The following is a 16355-nucleotide window of genomic DNA, read 5'->3' as shown; positions in this document are numbered from 1 at the left end:
GGGCTCGGTCCGGGGATGCCGCGACGCCGCTGCTCCCGGGCCCGGTGTGGTGGTCGGGTGGGGTGCAGCGGCGTTGTCGGGGTGGCCCGGTGGTGGGTGTGGTGGTTTCCGGGGCCGGGGGTGTTACTTGGTGAGGCCGGCCTTGACGGAGCAGACGGGCCAGGCGCCGGGGCCCTGGGAGGCGAGGACCTTTTCGCCGATGGCGATCTGCTGGGCCTTGGTGGCCTGGTGGGCCTGGGGGGCGTAGGCGGTGCCGCCGAAGGCGGCCCAGGTGCTGGAGGTGAACTGGAGGCCGCCGTAGAAGCCGTTGCCGGAGTTGATGGCCCAGTTGCCGGTGGCTTCGCACTGGGCGACCTTGTCCCAGACGGAGGCGGGGGCGGCGGAGGCGGCGTTGGCCGTGACGAGGCCGGCCACGGGCAGGGCGGTGAGGGCCCCGGCCATGAGTGCCATGCGGACGCGGTTGCGGCGCTTGGTGGCGGTGGTGGCGGTGGTGGTCTCGTTACGGAAGGTCATGGGTTTCCTTTCGGAAGGGGGGTGTGCGGGCGTGCGGAACCAGGCCCTTGGGGGGGTTTGGTTTCGGGGGTGTGTGGCTCGCGTGGTCGGGCACCGTGTCGTCCCGGTGGGCCTGGGGGCCTTGGTGGGGCGGTTTGTTCGGTGCAACGGGTTCGAAGTTACGGGGGTGGGTGGGGGGTTTCAAGGATTCTGAGGTTTGGGCTGGTCGGGGGGTGGTTACCTGAGGTATCGATCAAGGAATTGTGCCGTTTTGAAGGCAAATGTCCAGTTTTTCAAGATCGAACCTGGCCCGGGAGTGGTCCGCGCCACACGGGTGTGGCTGTGAGGCCGGGCACATGGTCGACGCCGTGTGACGTCCCGGCGTCGGGCCGTGCGTGAACGGGCGGGGGTGGACCCGTCCGGGGGTGGCCCGCACCACAGCCATCACCCACCGCACGCAGCCGACCGACTCTTCGTGACATTCGACCGGGATCGGCGGGTGCGCGGCCGCTCGGGAGCCTAGGGTGGCTGCCATGTCTGGCTACGAGCTGCAGCGCATCAACGCCTTCCTCGCCGGATTCGCCCGCCGGCAGGCCGAGCACACGGCCGACATCCCCGGCGGATTCGCCGTGTTCGACGACCGCTTCGCCGACTCGTGGTCGCACAACCAGGTGGTCGTCGACCGTGCCGGTGTGGACCCGGCCGACCTGCCGGGCCTGGTGGACGAGGTGATGGGGGAGCGGCCGTTCCGCCTCGTCTCCGTGCTCGACGGAGCGTTCGGGGAGGCGTGCGTCGACCCCTTCGAACGGGCCGGCTACCGCCACCACACCTACCTGGTGATGCTGCACACCGGCGCGGTCCCCGCGGACCGGGCCACCGAGGGCGGGCGCACCGCAGAGGACGTCGACCTGGAGGCGATCCGCGCGCCGCTCTCCGCGCGGTGGCGCACCCTCCTGCCCGAGGCCGGCGACGCGGTGATCAACATGCTGGTCGACCGCCGCCGAACGCGCAGCAGAGGGGCCACGCGCGTGCAGGTCCTGGGCTCACGGGCGGAGAACGGCGAGGTGGCCGCCTGGGGCGACCTCTACCTCGAACCGACCCTCGGCATCGCCCAGGTCGAGGACCTGATGACCGCCGAAGCCCACCTGCGACGCGGTCACGCCGACGCCGTCCTCACCACCGCACTCCGCCGAGCGGCCGCCGCCGGCTGCGGCACCCGCTTCCTGACCGCCGACGCCGACGACTGGCCGCGCCACTGGTACGAACGCCGTGGCTTCACCTCCATCGGGCACTCCCACGGTTTCCAGCGCACCTGACCCCGGCGGAGCCGGAACCGGCAGGACGTAAACCGGGTGCGAGGCGTCGGGCTGATCACTACGGTGTGACGCCAGAGGAGTTCGAATCCCGCTGCGCGACGGCCCTCCCGGAGTTGCCATGCCCCTGAAGCTGAAGCTGAAGCTCACGGCGATCACACTCGACTGCCCCGATCCCGAGGAGCTGGCCGCGTTCTACCGGCAGGCCACCGGGTTCGAGCCTCACCCCGACTCCGACGGTGACTTCGCCGGCCTCACCCGGGCGGACGGGCTCTTCATCGGCTTCCAACGGGTCGACGACCACCGGGCTCCGCAGTGGCCCGACCGGACCGCGCCGCAGCAGGTGCACCTGGACTTCGCGGTCGCTGATCTCGACGAGGCCGAGGGCCTGCTGCTGGAGCTGGGCGCCGTCAAGCCGGAGTTCCAGCCGGGCGGCGACAGATGGCGGGTGTTCCTCGACCCGGCCGGGCACCCCTTCTGCCTGACCGCAGGAGGCTGACGCCAGGAGCGGAAGGAACGGAACGACGGCCGGGCCCGGCCCGACGAGAGCAGGGCCGGGCCGGGCCCCATGAGAGGGTCCGGGCTCAGGCCTCCGATCCGACTCCGGGGCCGAAGGCGGTCTGGAGCAGGTCGGCGAGCAGGGCCGCGCAGGAGCCGTCGGGGTCGAGGTCGGGATCGTAGATGGTGAGGTTGAAGCCGACGCAGCGCGGCGACCGGACCAGGGCGCGCAGCAGCAGGGCGAGCTCGTCGGGCAGGAGCCCGTCGGGGTCGGGGCTGTCGACGGCCGGCATGACGGACGGGTCGAGCACGTCGGCGTCCAGGCGGACCCAGAAGCCCTCCGTCGGGGCGGCTTCGAGGCTCCGCACCACCGTGGCCGCCAGCTTCTCGACACCGGCCTCGCGGATCTCTCCGACGGTGGTGTTCGCGATCCCCAGCGCGGTGAGCTCGGCGCGCTCGTCGTCGTAGTCGCGGATGCCGAGGACGTGGACGTCCTCGTCCCGGAGGTAGGGACGCAGCCCTTCGAGGTCGGTCAGGTCCGCCTGGCCGCGGCCGGTCCCGAGGGCGAGCTCCTCGCCGCCCGCGGCGCCGATGCGGTCGGAGTTGCCGGGGTGGCGGAAGTCGGTGGATCCGTCGATGACGGCGACCCCGTAGCGCCCGATGCGGCGCAGGGCGAGCGAGGCGCCGAGCTGGATCGAGCAGTCCCCGCCGAGGACGAGCGGGAAGTCGCCTCCTACCGGTGCCACCGGCAGACGCCCCGGTGTCCCGGCCGGGAGCGTGGCCGGGACACCGGGGGAGCGGAACACCGGAGGCGGTGCGCGCCCCCTACACCGCGGCCCGGCCGGCAGCGGTGGTCTGGCGGGTGGCCGGTGCCGCGCCGCCGCCTCCACCGCCCCCGGCCACCGCGTCGAGGGCACGGAGGATGTCCTCGACGCTCTGCTTGGCGTCGCCGAAGAGCATGCCGCTGTTCTCCCGGAAGAACAGCGGGTTCTGCACCCCGGCGTAGCCGGACGCCATGGACCGCTTGAACACGATCACCTGCTCCGCCTCCCACACCCGCAGCACCGGCATGCCGGCGATCGGGCTGGCGGGGTCGTCGGTGGCGGCCGGGTTGACCGTGTCGTTGGCGCCGATGACCAGGACGACCGAGGTGTCGGCGAAGTCGTCGTTGATCTCGTCCATCTCCAGGACGATGTCGTACGGCACCTTCGCCTCGGCGAGCAGCACGTTCATATGACCGGGCAGCCGGCCCGCGACGGGGTGGACGCCGAAGCGGACCTCCACGCCGCGCTCGCGCAGCCGGCGGGTGAGCTCCGCGACCGGGTGCTGCGCCTGCGCCACCGCCATGCCGTAGCCGGGGGTGATGACGACGGACCGGGCCTGCGCGAGCTGCCGGGCCGCCTCCTCGGCCCGGATCTCACGGTGCTCGCCCTGCTCCTCGCCCCCGCCCGAGGGCGCCTCGATGCCGAAACCGCCGGCGATCACGGAGAGGAAGGAGCGGTTCATCGCCTTGCACATGATGTACGACAGGTAGGCACCGGAGGAGCCGACCAGCGCGCCGGTGACGATGAGCAGGTTGTTGTCGAGCAGGAACCCGGCGGCCGCCGCGGCCCAGCCGGAGTAGCTGTTGAGCATGGAGACGACGACGGGCATGTCGCCGCCGCCGATGGAGGCGACCAGGTGCCAGCCCAGCGCCAGCGCCAGCACGGTCACCGCGATCATCAGGCCGAGGCCGGGGCTGACGGTGAACCAGACCGTCAGCGCGACGAACGCGGCGAGCGCGCCGAGGTTCAGTACGTTCTTGCCGGGCAGCACCAGCGGACGCGAGGCGATCCGGGCGGACAGCTTGAGGAAGGCGACGACGGAGCCGGTGAAGGTGACCGCGCCGATGAAGATGCCGATGAACACCTCGGCGTGGTGGATGCCCAGCAGATCGGCGCCGACGGCGGTCTGCGCCGAGCCGTGCGACTCCACCTCCAGGTAGCTGTTCCAGCCCACCAGCACCGCGGCGAGGCCGACGAAGCTGTGCAGCACGGCGATCAGTTCCGGCATCTGGGTCATCTCGACCTGCCGGGCCCGCCACAGGCCGATCGCGCCGCCCAGCGCCATCGCGACGACGATCAGGGTGACCGCGCCGGCGGTGATGCTGCGCGAGGCCACGATCACGGTGGCGACCAGCGCGAGCGCCATGCCGGCGATGCCGTAGCCGACACCGGCGCGGGAGGTGCGGTGCTGGGACAGCCCGGCCAGACTCAGGATGAACAGCAGCGCGGCGACCAGGTCCGCGGCGTGGGCGGCCGTCGTGGAAGTCATCGGGGCTCAGCCTTTCGAGAACATGGACAGCATGCGGCGGGTGACGGCGAAGCCGCCGAAGATGTTCACGCTCGTCAGCAGGATCGCCACGAAGGACAGCACGGTGACCAGCGCGCCCATGTGCCCGATCTGCAGCAGGGCGCCGACCACCACGATCCCGGAGATCGCGTTGGTCACCGACATCAGCGGCGTGTGCAGGGCGTGGTGGACCTTCCCGATGACGTAGTAGCCGATGACCACGGCCAGCGCGAACACCGTGAAGTTCTCCGCGAGCTGCGTCGGGGCGTAGGCGACCAGCAGGAACATCGCCAGCATGCCGAGGCCGATCAGACCGAACCGGGCCGCCGGGGTGATCCGGGGCTGCTTCGGTTCCGACACCGCCGGGGCGGCCGCGGCCTGCGCGGCGGCAGCGGCGGGCGCGGCCGAGACCGCCACGGGCGGCGGCGGCCAGGTGATCTCCCCGGCGCGGACGACGGTCACGGCTCGCTGGACGACGTCCTCGAAGTCGATCACCAGCTGCCCGTCCTTGCCGGGCGTCAGCAGGGTGAGCAGGTTGACCAGGTTGGTGCCGAACAGCTGCGAGGCCTGGGCGGGCAGCCGGGCGGCGAGATCGGTGTAGCCGATGATGGTGACGCCGTTGCCGGTGACCACCGTGCGGCCCGCGACGGTGCCCTCGACGTTGCCGCCCTGGGCGGCCGCCATGTCGACGACGACGCTCCCGGGCTTCATCGCCGCCACGTCCGCGGCGGTGAGCAGCCGCGGCGCGGGCCGGCCGGGGATCAGCGCGGTGGTGATGACGATGTCCACGTCCTTGGCCTGCTCGTGGTAGAGCTCGGCCGCGGCGCGGTCGTAGTCGGCGGAGGTCGCCTTGGCGTAGCCGTCGGTGCTCGCCTCCTGGACGGCGTTCACGGCGAGGTACTCGCCGCCCAGCGACTTCACCTGGTCGGCGACCTCCGGCCGCGGGTCGGTCGCCCGGACGATCGCCCCCAGGCTGGAGGCGGCGCCGATGGCGGCGAGCCCGGCCACACCCGCGCCGGCCACCAGGACCTTCGCCGGCGGGACCTTGCCCGCGGCCGTCACCTGGCCGGTGAAGAAGCGCCCGAACACGTGGGCCGCCTCGATCACGGCCCGGTAGCCGGCGATGTTCGCCATCGAGCTGAGCACGTCCATCGACTGCGCCCGCGAGATGCGGGGCACCGCCTCCAGCGCGAGCGCGGTGACCGGTCGCGAGGACAGCGCCTTGAGCAGCTCGGGCCGCTGCGCCGGGGCGAGCAGGCCGACGACGGTCGCGCCGTCCCGCAGCCGGTCGATCTCCGCGGTCGACGGAGCGTTGACCTTCAGCACGATGTCGGCGCTCCACGCGTCCGCGATGTGCGCGCCGACCGCGGTGTAGGCGTCGTCGGTGAAGCCGGAGGCCGCGCCGGCCTCGGACTCGACCACGACCTCGTAGCCGAGTGCGAGCAGCCCGCGCACGGTGGACGGTGTCGCGGCGACCCGGGTCTCCCCGGCGGTCGACTCGGCGACCACGCCGATGAGTCGCGGGGGGTGGTGGGTGGCGTCCTGTGCAGACATCACTCGTGCCTCTCTCGTCGGAGGAGCCGTTGACGGCGGTTCTGCGAACACGGGGGAGGAGAGTCCTTCCCTCTTGGACGCAGGAACCTACATGCCGGGGCCCGACAGGGGGACGGGGCGAAGCCGTGACGTCCTTCACCCGTTCGCGCCCCGCGGTGCCCCGGTCGGCCGGAATCCGCCGCCACCCGGTGCCCCGCAGGGGCTGATCGGGACGGCCGCGGGGCCACCGCTGCGACGGAAGTAGGCTCTCGGCTGATCACACCATCGACGAGGGAGAAGACATGGGTCAGAAGATCATCCGGTTCTCGGATCTGACGGGGAAGCACGCGGAGAACGAGGCTGACCTGGTACGGATCGTCGTCCGTGAGCACCCCGACCTGGCGGACGGCCCGGTCGAGATCGAGGCGCTCGCCGACGAGCTCACGGCGGTGGAGGAGCACGCGCTCGACCTGGTGACGATCGAGCTGTACCACCCGGACGCGGACGAGCCGGAGACGGTCGTCCTGGAGGCCGAGGTGTTCGACCGGCTGGCCTCGGCCGTTCCGATGGCGGAGGTGCTGCGTGGGGCCAAGCGGGTGACCCGGACGCTCCCCGCCCAGGGCGCGGCACCGGCCGCCGCCAAGGAACGGCCCAACTACGCCAGCCCGGAGCACGCCGGCAAGCCGCACAAGGGGCGCACCACCGACGCCGAGAAGCAGGTCGTCCGGCAGCACCTGGACGAGATCAACGAGCGGCTGGCCGCCGCGGGCGTCCGGACGATCGACCTCGGCAACGCCGAACACGTGAGCCGGTACGGCCTGGAGGAGCTCGCACAGGAACGGGGCGTCACACTCGCCTGACCACCTCCGCCCCGGGCTGGGGACCCCCGACGCCGTCAGGGGTCCCCAGCGACGTCGGGCCGGCACACTCGCGTCCGGCGGGACGTCAGGGCAGTCGCCGCAGCCAGGAATCGACGGCCGCGTAGTCGTCGGCCGCGAGGCCGCGCCGCGGATCGACCCGGTGGAGCAGAGCGGGCCCAGGGTGGTGGACGGCGACCCAAGCCCGGTCGGCGTCGCGCACCTCGTCGTCCACCCAGACGAACGGGCGTCCCGCCGCCCACGCCACCAACGTCCGCGTCTTCCAGTGCAGGCCGTGCCTCGCGTCGTCCTCGTCGTCGGCCTCGGACGGCTCCGGCCAGTCCACCACGGCGAGCTGCGACAGGCCGAGGCGCGGGGCGACGCAGTCGTTCGCGTCGGACATCCAGGTCGTGGCCCACACGACCTCGCACCCGAGCGCGGTAAGTCGAGGCCCGTGCTCCGGATCCAGCCTGGCCAACAGCGGATTCGCAGTGGCCGCGAGCGGGTCGGGACCGCTGGTGAAGGCCGGATGATCGAAGGTCGGATACTCCCCGGGCTCCGCGCCGAACGGGATGAGAGGGCCGTCGACATCGAGGAACAGCAGCGGACGCTGCGCAGTGCCGGTCACACGGGCACCATAGCGGCCCACCCACAGGAACCTGCGTGGTTCCTCCGACCCGCGGAACAGCAAAGGCAAGGAGTTCGCACTCCTTGCCACTCTCAACTTATAGCGCAGTGGGGGGCTTGCGGCAAGGCCCCCGTCCTGGCGCAGAATCACTGGCCTAGACCTAGACCAGCGCAACCGGAAGGTCCGCGAGGCACACCCGACCCTCGCCGGACCGACCGCGGAACGGAGCCGCAGTGATGACCCCGACCCCACTGACGACCAGTGCCTTCGACCTCCCCGACCACCTCGCCGCCAAGGCCGACCCGGCGCTGGTCGCCGGCGACGAGCGGCACTTCGCCGCCGTCGCGGAGACCGTGGAGCAGACGATCGCCGAGCTGTCCGACCGCCTCGACGCGGTGCGCAGGGCGCCCGGCGGCGTCGGCCGGGAGGCGATGGACCGGGACGCGGAGGTCCACCGGCTGACCGGCCGCCTGCGCACCCTGCGCCGCTTCGGCCTGGACCTCTGCCTCGGACGCATCGTCGCCGCGGACGGCACCGAGCCCGTCTACATCGGCCGGCTCGGCCTCACCGACGGCGACGGCCGCCGGCTGCTGGTGGACTGGCGCTCACCCGCGGCCGAGCCGTTCTTCGCCGCGACCCACGCCGACCCGATGGGCCTGGCCAGCCGCCGTCGCTACCGCTGGACCCGGGGCCGGATCGGCGACTACTGGGACGAGGTGTTCACCGCGGACGGGCTGGAGGGTCATGCCGCGCTCGACGACCAGTCCGCCTTCATCGCCAGCCTCGGCGCCAACCGCTCGTCCCGGATGCGGGACGTCCTCGGCACCATCCAGGCCGACCAGGACGCCGTGATCCGTGCCGGGTCCCGCGGCGCGCTCGTCGTCGACGGCGGCCCGGGCACCGGCAAGACCGTCGTCGCGCTGCACCGCACCGCCCACCTCCTCTACTCCGACCCGCGCCTCGGCCACCGGCGCGGGGGCGTGCTGTTCGTCGGCCCGCACCAGCCCTACCTGGCCTACGTCGCCGACGTGCTCCCCAGCCTCGGCGAGGAGGGCGTGCAGACCTGCACCGTGCGCGACCTCGTCGCCGAGGGCGCCGGTGCGGCGGCCGAGGCCGACCCGGAGGTGGCCCGGCTGAAGTCCTCGGCCGGGCTGGTGCGGGCGATCGAGAAGGCCGTCGGCATCTACGAGGAGCCGCCCACCGAGGGGATGGCCGTGGAGACCCACTGGTCCGACCTCTGGCTGAGCGCCGAGGACTGGGCGCAGGCGTTCGAGGCGCCGGAGCCGGGCACCCCGCACAACGAGGCGCGCGAGCAGATCTGGGACGAGCTGGTCGCGATCCTGATGGAGAAGAACGACGACGAGACCGTCTCGCCGGAGCTGTTCCGCAGGTCGCTGATGCAGAACGAGGAACTGGTCACCACGCTCCACCGCGCCTGGCCGATGCTCGAAGCGGCCGAGCTCGTCGGAGACCTCTGGACGGTCCCCGCCTACCTGCGGCTGTGCGCGCCCTGGCTCGGTCGGGACGAGGTCCGCGCCCTCCAGCGCACCGACGCCCAGGCCTGGACGGTCTCCGACCTGCCGCTCCTGGACGCGGCCCGCCGGCGCCTCGGCGACCCGGAGGCCGCCCGGCGCAAGCGCCGGCAGGCCGCCGCCGTCGCCGCCGAACGCGCGCGGATGGCCCGCGTCATCGACGACCTGCTCGCGGCCGACGACGACGGCGAGGGCGCGGTGACGATGCTGCGCGGGCGGGACCTCCAGGACAGCCTGGTCGACGAGGGCGCGCTGCCCGGTGCCGACCAGGACCGGCTGGCCGGCCCGTTCGCGCACATCGTCGTGGACGAGGCCCAGGAGCTGACCGACGCGGAGTGGCAGATGCTCCTCCAGCGCTGCCCGTCCCGGAGCTTCACCATCGTCGGGGACCGCGCCCAGGCGAGGCACGGGTTCACCGAGTCGTGGCAGGAGCGGCTGGAGCGGATCGGGCTGGACCGGATCGGCCTCGCCTCGCTGAGCATCAACTACCGGACGCCGCAGGAGGTCATGGCGGAGGCCGAGCCGGTGATCCGGGCCGTGCTGCCGGACGCCAACGTGCCCACCTCGGTCCGCAGCAGCGGTGTGCCGGTCGTCCACGGCTCCGCGGCGGAGCTGGACGCCGTACTCGACGGCTGGCTCGCCGAGCACGCCGAGGGGATCGCCTGCGTCATCGGCGATCCGGCCTTCCGCGCGACGGCCCGCGTCCGGTCGCTGACCCCGGAGCTGGCGAAGGGGCTGGAGTTCGACCTGGTCGTCCTGGTCGACCCGGAGCGGTTCGGCGAGGGCGTCGAGGGGGCCGTCGACCGCTACGTCGCGATGACCCGCGCCACCCAGCGCCTGGTCGTCCTGACGAGCTCCTGACTCCCCACCGCCCCGACACCCGCCGGCAGGGCGAGGACGGGGGCCGCTCCCCCGAGGACGGGGCCGGCTCCCCGCGGCCGAGCAGCCGGGGGGAGCGGGCCGGGAGGAACCGGGCGGTTGCTCACGGTGCCGGATCCGGCGGGCGGACACCCGGTGCCCGCCCCGGGGTCCGACCCGCCTGATGGCCGGTGACCGGCGCTCGTCAGCTGTGGTTGACGATGACGTAGATGCCCCAGCCGATCGCCGCCAGCACCACGGCGAAGCAGAGGCCGGCCACCGTGTAGCGGAGCGGACCGACCGCGGGCCGGCCGGCTGCGGCCTCGCCGTCCCCCGTCGGGGGGTTGAGGGCGCGCACACCGATCGCGAACAGCGCCGGCAGTCCGGCACCGGTGAGCAGCCCCACGACCGCGATCCTCCACAGCGCGTCGAGGTTGATCCAGGAGTTCACGACGACACCTCGTCCGTGGGGGGTGCCGGGTGGAGCGAACCCGTCCACGCGGCATTGACGTTCTCCGGCGTCACGGCCGGGTGGCGCGAGGCCGCGAAGAACGCGATCGAGGCCAGCACCAGCACGATGAAGATCACCACCACGCCCGCGGTCCCGCCGATCGCGTCCGCGACCCAGTAGGTCAGGGCGCCGACCAGCCCGGCGGCCGGCAGGGTGAGCACCCAGGCCGCCACCATCCGGTGGGCGAGGTGCCAGCGCACCACCGCGCCCTTCTTGCCCACCCCCGCGCCCAGGATCGACCCGGTCGCCACGTGGGTGGTGGAGAGCGAGTAGCCGAAGTCGGTGGAGGAGAGGATCACCGCGGCCGAGGCCGACTCGCTGGCCATCCCCTGCGGTGCCTCGATCTCCACCAGCCCCTTGCCGAGGGCCCGGATGACCCGCCAGCCGCCGAAGTAGGTGCCCAGGGCGATCGACACCGCGCACGAGGTGATCACCCAGGTCGGGGCGTTCGCCCCGGACTGCAGGGTGCCGTTGGCGATCAGCGCCAGCGTGATGACGCCCATGGTCTTCTGCGCGTCGTTGGTGCCGTGGGCGAGCGAGACCATGCAGGCCGAACCGACCTGGCCGATCCGGAAGCCGTGCGCGCGGGGGCGCTCGGCCACGCCCCGGGTGAGGCGGTAGACGAGGTAGGTGCCGACCGCGGAGATCGTGCCGGCGATCACCGGCGACAGCGCGGCGGGCACGATCACCTTGGAGACCAGGCCCTGCCACTTGACGGCCGAGTTGCCCGCCGCCGCGATCGTCGCCCCGATCACGCCGCCGATCAGGGCGTGTGACGAACTGGAGGGGATGCCGACGTACCAGGTGGTCAGATTCCACAGGATGCTGCCCGTCAGGCCCGCCATCACGACGGTGAGGGTCACGTCCGCGGTGTCGACCAGGCCGCTGGCGATGGTCGCCGCGACCGCGGTCGACAGGAAGGCGCCGGCCAGGTTCAGCAGCGCAGAGATCGCCACCGCGACGCGCGGGGGGAGAGCACCCGTGACGATCGAGGTGGCCATGGCGTTGCCGGTGTCGTGGAATCCGTTGGTGAAGTCGAAGCCCAGCGCGGTGGCGACCACCAACGCCAGGACCACATCGTTGCCGGTCACGGGCACGAACCTAACCCGCGGCCGCCGCGGGCCCCGCCACCGACACCGCGGCGTGCCGGGCCTCGTCGGGCATCATCCGTCCGGACGAGTGCACGGCCGCGGGGGGCGATACGGCGTCAGAACGTGAGCACCATGCCCTCCTCGGCGGCGATCACCTCGCCCGGGAAGGTGCTCCGGGCCTCGGCGGTGGAGCGCGTGCGGTCGCTGCCGGGCCAGAAGTGGGTGAGCAGCAGGCGCTCGGCCCCGGCGCGGGCTGCCCACGACCCGGCGTCCGAGGCGCTCATCAGGTGGGGGTCGCCGTCCCCGGCGGCCGCGCCCTGGAGCGTGGCTCCGGCGATGAAGAGGTCCGCACCGGCGGCGAGCCGGGCGAGGGCCGGGTCGGGGCCGGCGTCGCCGCTGTAGGCGAAGGTCAGGCCCGGTGCCGTCAGCCGCACGCCCGCGTGCGGGACGTGATGCGGCAGCGGCGCGGTGTCCAGCCGGAAGGGCCCGACCCGGTGGTCGGACGGCAGCGGGTGGACGTCGAAGACGTCGAGCAGGTCCTCCGTCGGTTCCATCGCCTGGACCCATCCGACCACGCCGGGAGTGCAGTACAGCGGCAGGCGGGCGCCGCGCTCCGGCGCGAAGTAGCGTGCGCGGCACAGGGCGCTGAGGTCGGCGCAGTGATCGGGGTGCTCATGGGTGATCACCACGGCGTCCACCCGTCCGTCGGCGCAGTGCTCCGACAGCCGGGGGAACGTCCCGTAGCCGAGATCGAGTACCAGCCGGAACCCGTCGTACTCCAGCAGGAAGCCGCTGGCGCTCCGCCCGGCCTCCGGCCAGGCGCCGCACGTCCCCAGAACCGTCAGTCTCCGCATCGGCCGATGCTCTCACGGGTGGTTGCGGGGGTCGACCGCTTCCGGCCCCGGCCGGGCCTCGACGAGCGGGGGCCGCGTCCGGCTCAAGTGCGGCCGGGGGGTGCGGTCCTGAGCGAGTGGAGGAGGAGCGAGAGGCCGAACTCGAAGCGCTCGTCGAACGAGGCGTCCTCCAGGTGGGGCGCGACCCGGCTCAGGGCGGGGTAGCCACCCGGGGCGAGCGCCCGGGCGAGCGTGTGATCGTCGGCGGAGGCGGCGAGTGCCTGCTCCTCCTGGGTCAGGCCCAGCACGAGGTACTGGACGGTCCAGAAGGCCCAGGCGGCCTGACGCTCGTCCAGGCCGCCGTCGAGGAGGGCCGCGACGGTGACCTCGGCGAAGGCGAGGGTGGCCGGCTCCGCCGCGTAGGTGCCGGCCACGACGACGGCCCCGTCGCGGTGGTCCAGCAGGCAGCGCCGGTAGCGGCGGGCGAGTTCGGGCACCCGCTCGTCCCAGGGCTCCGGCAGGTCGGTCAGCGGGATGCCGGCGAGGATCGCGTCGGCCATCAGCTCCAGCAGGCGGGCCTTGGTCTTGGCGTGCCACAGGACGGTGTTCATCCGCACGCCGAGCCGTTCGGCGATGCCGCGCAGCGAGACGCCGTCGGCGCCCTTCTCGTCGAGGAGTTCGAGGGCGGCCCGCACCACGGTGTCCGGGTCCAGTCCGGTGCGGGTGGAGGTCCGGGGTTGATTCTTGGTCACTGACCTAGTCTACTGGAGGTGTCGCACTTGGTCAGTGACCAAGAGGTCTGACCGAGACGCATGGTGTCTACGAGATGAGGTGTGTCCATGCAGGACGTCGTCATCGCCGGAGCCGGACCGGTGGGGCTCTGGCTCGCCGCGGAGCTGCGGCTGTACGGGGTCGGGGTGACCGTGGTCGAGACCCGGCCCGAACCCGACCCGTACTCCCGGGCCCTGACGGTCCACCCGCGGAGCCTGGAATTGCTGGCCTGCCGCGGCGTGGAGGGGCCGTTCCTCGCCGAAGGGCTGCGCGTGCCGAGCGGGCACTTCGCCGCCCTGACCAGCCGGATGGACTTCTCCGGGCTGGACAGCCCGTTCCCGTTCACCCTCGTCCTCCCGCAGGCCCGCACGGAGGCGCTGCTGGCCGAGCACGCCCGATCCGTCGGCGTCCGCCTGCTGCGCGAGCACCGGGTGGTCGGCCTGGCCCAGGACGACGACGGCGTGACCGTCGACGTCGAGGCGCCGAACGGCCCGCGCACGCTGCGGGCGGCCTACCTGGTCGGCTGCGACGGCACGCGCAGCACCGTGCGCACGGCTGCCGGTATCGACTTCCCGGGAACTGACGCGACCGTCTGGGCCTGGATGGCGGACGTCGTGCTCGACGAGCCGCCGCGCAGCCACACCACCACCAACCGCCACGGCGCCGTCATGGTCTTCCCGCTGCCGGGCGGAGGTCACCGGGTGGTCGGCAACGATGCGGACAGCGTCCGCACCACACCGACGCGCCCCACCTTCGAGGAACTGCGCGCCCGGGTGCTGCGGATCACCGGCACCGACTTCGGGATGCGCGAGGCGAGTTGGATCTCGGTCTTCGGCAACGCCACCCGCCAGGCCGAGCAGTACCGCCAGGGGCGGGTCCTGCTCGCCGGCAACGCCGCGCACATGCACTTCCCGTCGGGCGGCCCCGGGCTCAACGTCGGCCTCCACGACGCCTCGAACCTCGGCTGGAAGCTCGCCCAGACGCTCGCCGGCACCGCCCCCGCAGGTCTGTTGGACAGCTACCACACCGAGCGCCACCCCGTCGGCGTCGAACTGCTGCGCAGCACCCGGGCGCAGGCGGGCCTGATGACCACCTACACGCCCGAGGCGCTGGCCCTGCGCGACCTCCTCGGTGAACTCATCACCGAGGTGGGGGAGTTCTCCACCGCGCTGGCCGTCCGGGCCGCCGGACTCGCCACCGCGTACCCGCCCGCGGACCCGGCCGCCGCCCACCCGCTGACCGGCTCCCGCGCGCCGGACCTGGTCGTGAACGGGCCCGGCACCCTGTTCCCGCTGCTCCGGCGGGGCCGGTACGTCCTGCTCGAACTGGCCCCGGGCTCCGGCTCACCGTCGCTCGCGCCGCTCGCCCACGACGTCCGGCCCGGCCTCGACGTTCACGGCGCGCCGCCCGTCGAGGACCGACCCCACTGGTCGGGCGTCACCGCTGCGCTGGTGCGCCCCGACGGGCATCTCGCCTGGTTGGGCACCGGGACGGACCGGACGGCCCTGCTCGCCACGGCCCGCGAGGCGGTCGCGGCGACGATCGCCACCGCACCGGCAGCCGCCTGAGGCCCGGCCGGGCGTCCGCGGCCCGGTGACCTGTCCGGTCCCGTCCAGGGCCGTCGGGCGGACGTGCGTCAGCGGTACCAGCCGCGGATGGCGACGGCGCTCTCGCGGACGTCCGCCCGCCCGTCGCGGATGCGGGCGGCCAGCTCGACGGCCTGCTTGGGCTCCGCGGTGACGATCACGCCCGAGGCGCTGAGGTAGGAGGCTGCGACGACGGCGGCGAAGTGCTCGTTGGCGGAGTCCAGCGCCGGTACCCGGATGAGCTGGTGCATCAGCGAGGCCGCACGCTGGTGCAGCGCGCCGTACACGGGCACGTCCATGACCTCGTCGACGTGGCGGGCGACCGCGGCGGCGAGGGTGCCGTAGTCGGTGACGTCCGGGTCGGAGGGCAGGAACTGGTGGGCGACGTCGAGCAGCCAGGCCCGGTCGATCCGCAGGATCACGCGGCGTCCGCCGTTCCGGTCCGGGCCGTGGTCTCCTGCGGGCGCCGCGCGGTGTCCTGCGGGTGCCCGGCGGCCTCCTGCGGGTAGGGGCCGAACTCGGCCTCGAAAGCCGGCGCCCACGCCTGGGCGAAGTGCGCCGCGGCGGTCAGGAACCGTTCGCGCCGCTCGTCGGCCTCCTCGGCCAGCACCTTGCGGGCGTAGTCCGGCAGGCTCATCCCCGCCGCCTCGGCCCGCTGTTCGAGGGCCTCGTGGATGCTGTCGTCCAGGCGCACGTTCAGTTGCTTCATGCCCGGTAGCGTATCCAGCCGTAGCAAGCGCTACAAGCATGGCGGGACCCTCCTCCGCCGGCGGGCGCGGGCCGGGGCCGGACAGAGCCTTGACAGGGGCGAGGGGCGCCGTGAAACTCATCGCACGCGAACCGGTCGAGGGGATCGGCCGGCGTCGTCGCGGGAGAGCGGCGGTCCGGGCGCGGCTGAGGCACGGCTGGGTGCGGGCGCCGCCCGTCACGCCCGGTCGGGCGCCTTCCGGGCCCGGCGCCGCGCCCGGCCGTCGGGGCCCGGGGGGCCGGAGCGGCTCACGCGGTGGTTTCGGCGGGCCGCTGCCGGGTGAGTTCCGGTCGCGCCTCGTCCCACGGAACAAGAGGGGTCGTGCACCCATGGCACATCCGGCGGAGTCCGACAACGTTCCCCGGCGGCGTCCCGCCGGGGCCCTCCGCGGCAGGTGGCCCGGAGCGGTCAGCCGTCCCGGCTCCGCGGAGTTCGAGGTGTCCGCCAAGAACTGGCTGTTCGATCTCGCTCCGGCGCGCTGGCGGCACGAGGAGGTCTTCCACCGCAACCCCGTCGAGCTGGCGTGCATGCTCCGCCTCCACCTGGATGCGGAGGTCCTCGCCATGCAGGCCGGTCTGAAGGCCCTGCGCACGGCCCTGGCCGGACGGCTGCGGCGTGCCGACTCGATCGAGATCATCGAGGCCTACGTCAGGGAACAGGCCTGGGCCAAGGGGATGCGCGAGCAGGTCGCGCTGGTCGAGGACGCGCTCCACCACGCCCTCGGCGGCGCCGCCCGCAAGCGGGTCGCCTGGCGCATCGTCAGCGGCCCGTGA

General features: G+C 73.3%; 16 protein-coding genes and 1 pseudogene. 6 read left to right on the top strand and 11 right to left on the bottom strand.

All coding sequences use genetic code 11. From position 1 onward, the window contains the following. Positions 1-123 precede the first annotated feature (123 nt). A complete protein-coding gene (locus tag RMN57_RS00195; protein WP_313761265.1) occupies positions 124-513 on the bottom strand; it encodes a transglycosylase family protein in 390 nt (129 codons plus the stop codon). 512 nt (positions 514-1025) lie between these two features. Here RMN57_RS00195 and RMN57_RS00190 point away from each other — a divergent pair. After that, positions 1026-1808, top strand: a complete 783-nt coding sequence (locus RMN57_RS00190) for a GNAT family N-acetyltransferase (protein ID WP_313761264.1) — start codon at positions 1026-1028, stop codon at positions 1806-1808. A 118-nt stretch (positions 1809-1926) separates the two neighbouring features. Further along, positions 1927-2304: a VOC family protein gene (locus RMN57_RS00185; protein WP_380237672.1), complete on the top strand. Its 378-nt coding sequence runs from the start codon at positions 1927-1929 to the stop codon at positions 2302-2304. Positions 2305-2389: 85 nt separating this feature from the next. On the opposite strand, the pseudogene RMN57_RS00180 reads toward RMN57_RS00185, so the two are convergent. From RMN57_RS00180 to RMN57_RS00170, 3 genes and pseudogenes are all read right to left on the bottom strand, one after another. Then, a pseudogene (locus tag RMN57_RS00180) lies at positions 2390-3034 on the bottom strand (arginase family protein); the annotation flags it as partial. Between the two features lie 94 nt (positions 3035-3128). Then, positions 3129-4616 (bottom strand): Re/Si-specific NAD(P)(+) transhydrogenase subunit beta, encoded by a 1488-nt coding sequence (pntB, locus tag RMN57_RS00175; RefSeq protein WP_313761263.1) that lies wholly within the window; start codon positions 4614-4616, stop codon positions 3129-3131. A 6-nt stretch (positions 4617-4622) separates the two neighbouring features. Further along, positions 4623-6188, bottom strand: a complete 1566-nt coding sequence (locus RMN57_RS00170) for a Re/Si-specific NAD(P)(+) transhydrogenase subunit alpha (RefSeq protein WP_313761262.1) — start codon at positions 6186-6188, stop codon at positions 4623-4625. Positions 6189-6469: 281 nt separating this feature from the next. On the opposite strand from RMN57_RS00170, the gene RMN57_RS00165 reads away from it, so the two are divergent. Further along, positions 6470-7027 carry a hypothetical protein gene (locus RMN57_RS00165; protein WP_313761261.1) on the top strand — a complete coding sequence of 186 codons (558 nt, stop codon included), beginning with the start codon at positions 6470-6472 and terminating at the stop codon, positions 7025-7027. Between the two features lie 85 nt (positions 7028-7112). Here RMN57_RS00165 and RMN57_RS00160 read toward each other — a convergent pair whose 3' ends face one another. Then, positions 7113-7652: an HAD domain-containing protein gene (locus RMN57_RS00160; protein ID WP_313761260.1), complete on the bottom strand. Its 540-nt coding sequence runs from the start codon at positions 7650-7652 to the stop codon at positions 7113-7115. Between the two features lie 236 nt (positions 7653-7888). On the opposite strand from RMN57_RS00160, the gene helR reads away from it, so the two are divergent. After that, on the top strand, positions 7889-10045 hold the full coding sequence (gene helR / locus RMN57_RS00155; protein WP_313761259.1) for an RNA polymerase recycling motor ATPase HelR: 2157 nt from the start codon (positions 7889-7891) through the stop codon (positions 10043-10045). A 202-nt stretch (positions 10046-10247) separates the two neighbouring features. Here the strand turns inward: helR and RMN57_RS00150 are convergent, their stop codons facing one another. From RMN57_RS00150 to RMN57_RS00135, 4 genes are all read right to left on the bottom strand, one after another. Continuing rightward, a complete protein-coding gene (locus RMN57_RS00150) occupies positions 10248-10493 on the bottom strand; it encodes a hypothetical protein (protein ID WP_313761258.1) in 246 nt (81 codons plus the stop codon). Continuing rightward, positions 10490-11644 carry an inorganic phosphate transporter gene (locus RMN57_RS00145; RefSeq protein ID WP_313761257.1) on the bottom strand — a complete coding sequence of 385 codons (1155 nt, stop codon included), beginning with the start codon at positions 11642-11644 and terminating at the stop codon, positions 10490-10492. The genes RMN57_RS00150 and RMN57_RS00145 overlap by 4 nt, the downstream gene beginning before the upstream one ends. A gap of 116 nt (positions 11645-11760) precedes the next feature. Continuing rightward, the gene (locus RMN57_RS00140; RefSeq protein ID WP_313761256.1) at positions 11761-12498 is read right to left on the bottom strand and encodes an MBL fold metallo-hydrolase; all 738 of its coding nucleotides are present in this window, start codon (positions 12496-12498) and stop codon (positions 11761-11763) included. Positions 12499-12581: 83 nt separating this feature from the next. Beyond that, positions 12582-13229 (bottom strand): TetR/AcrR family transcriptional regulator C-terminal domain-containing protein, encoded by a 648-nt coding sequence (locus RMN57_RS00135; protein WP_313761255.1) that lies wholly within the window; start codon positions 13227-13229, stop codon positions 12582-12584. A gap of 87 nt (positions 13230-13316) precedes the next feature. On the opposite strand from RMN57_RS00135, the gene RMN57_RS00130 reads away from it, so the two are divergent. Then, a complete protein-coding gene (locus tag RMN57_RS00130; RefSeq protein WP_313761254.1) occupies positions 13317-14816 on the top strand; it encodes an FAD-dependent monooxygenase in 1500 nt (499 codons plus the stop codon). A gap of 68 nt (positions 14817-14884) precedes the next feature. On the opposite strand, the gene RMN57_RS00125 is transcribed toward RMN57_RS00130, so the two are convergent. Both RMN57_RS00125 and RMN57_RS00120 read right to left on the bottom strand, forming a co-directional pair. Next, on the bottom strand, positions 14885-15256 hold the full coding sequence (locus tag RMN57_RS00125; protein WP_313761253.1) for a fic family toxin-antitoxin system, toxin component: 372 nt from the start codon (positions 15254-15256) through the stop codon (positions 14885-14887). Next, positions 15253-15543, bottom strand: a complete 291-nt coding sequence (locus tag RMN57_RS00120; protein ID WP_313761252.1) for a plasmid mobilization protein — start codon at positions 15541-15543, stop codon at positions 15253-15255. Before RMN57_RS00120 ends, RMN57_RS00125 begins: the two co-directional genes overlap by 4 nt. 476 nt (positions 15544-16019) lie before the next feature. Here RMN57_RS00120 and RMN57_RS00115 point away from each other — a divergent pair, with 476 nt between their 5' ends. Then, positions 16020-16355 (top strand): hypothetical protein, encoded by a 336-nt coding sequence (locus RMN57_RS00115; protein WP_313761251.1) that lies wholly within the window; start codon positions 16020-16022, stop codon positions 16353-16355.

Origin of the sequence: Kitasatospora sp. CM 4170 (genome assembly GCF_032110285.1) — a bacterium.
Classification (GTDB): domain Bacteria; phylum Actinomycetota; class Actinomycetes; order Streptomycetales; family Streptomycetaceae; genus Kitasatospora; species Kitasatospora aburaviensis.
The sequence above is the reverse complement of the archived record's forward strand: the minus strand, read 5'-3'. Positions and strand labels throughout refer to the sequence as shown.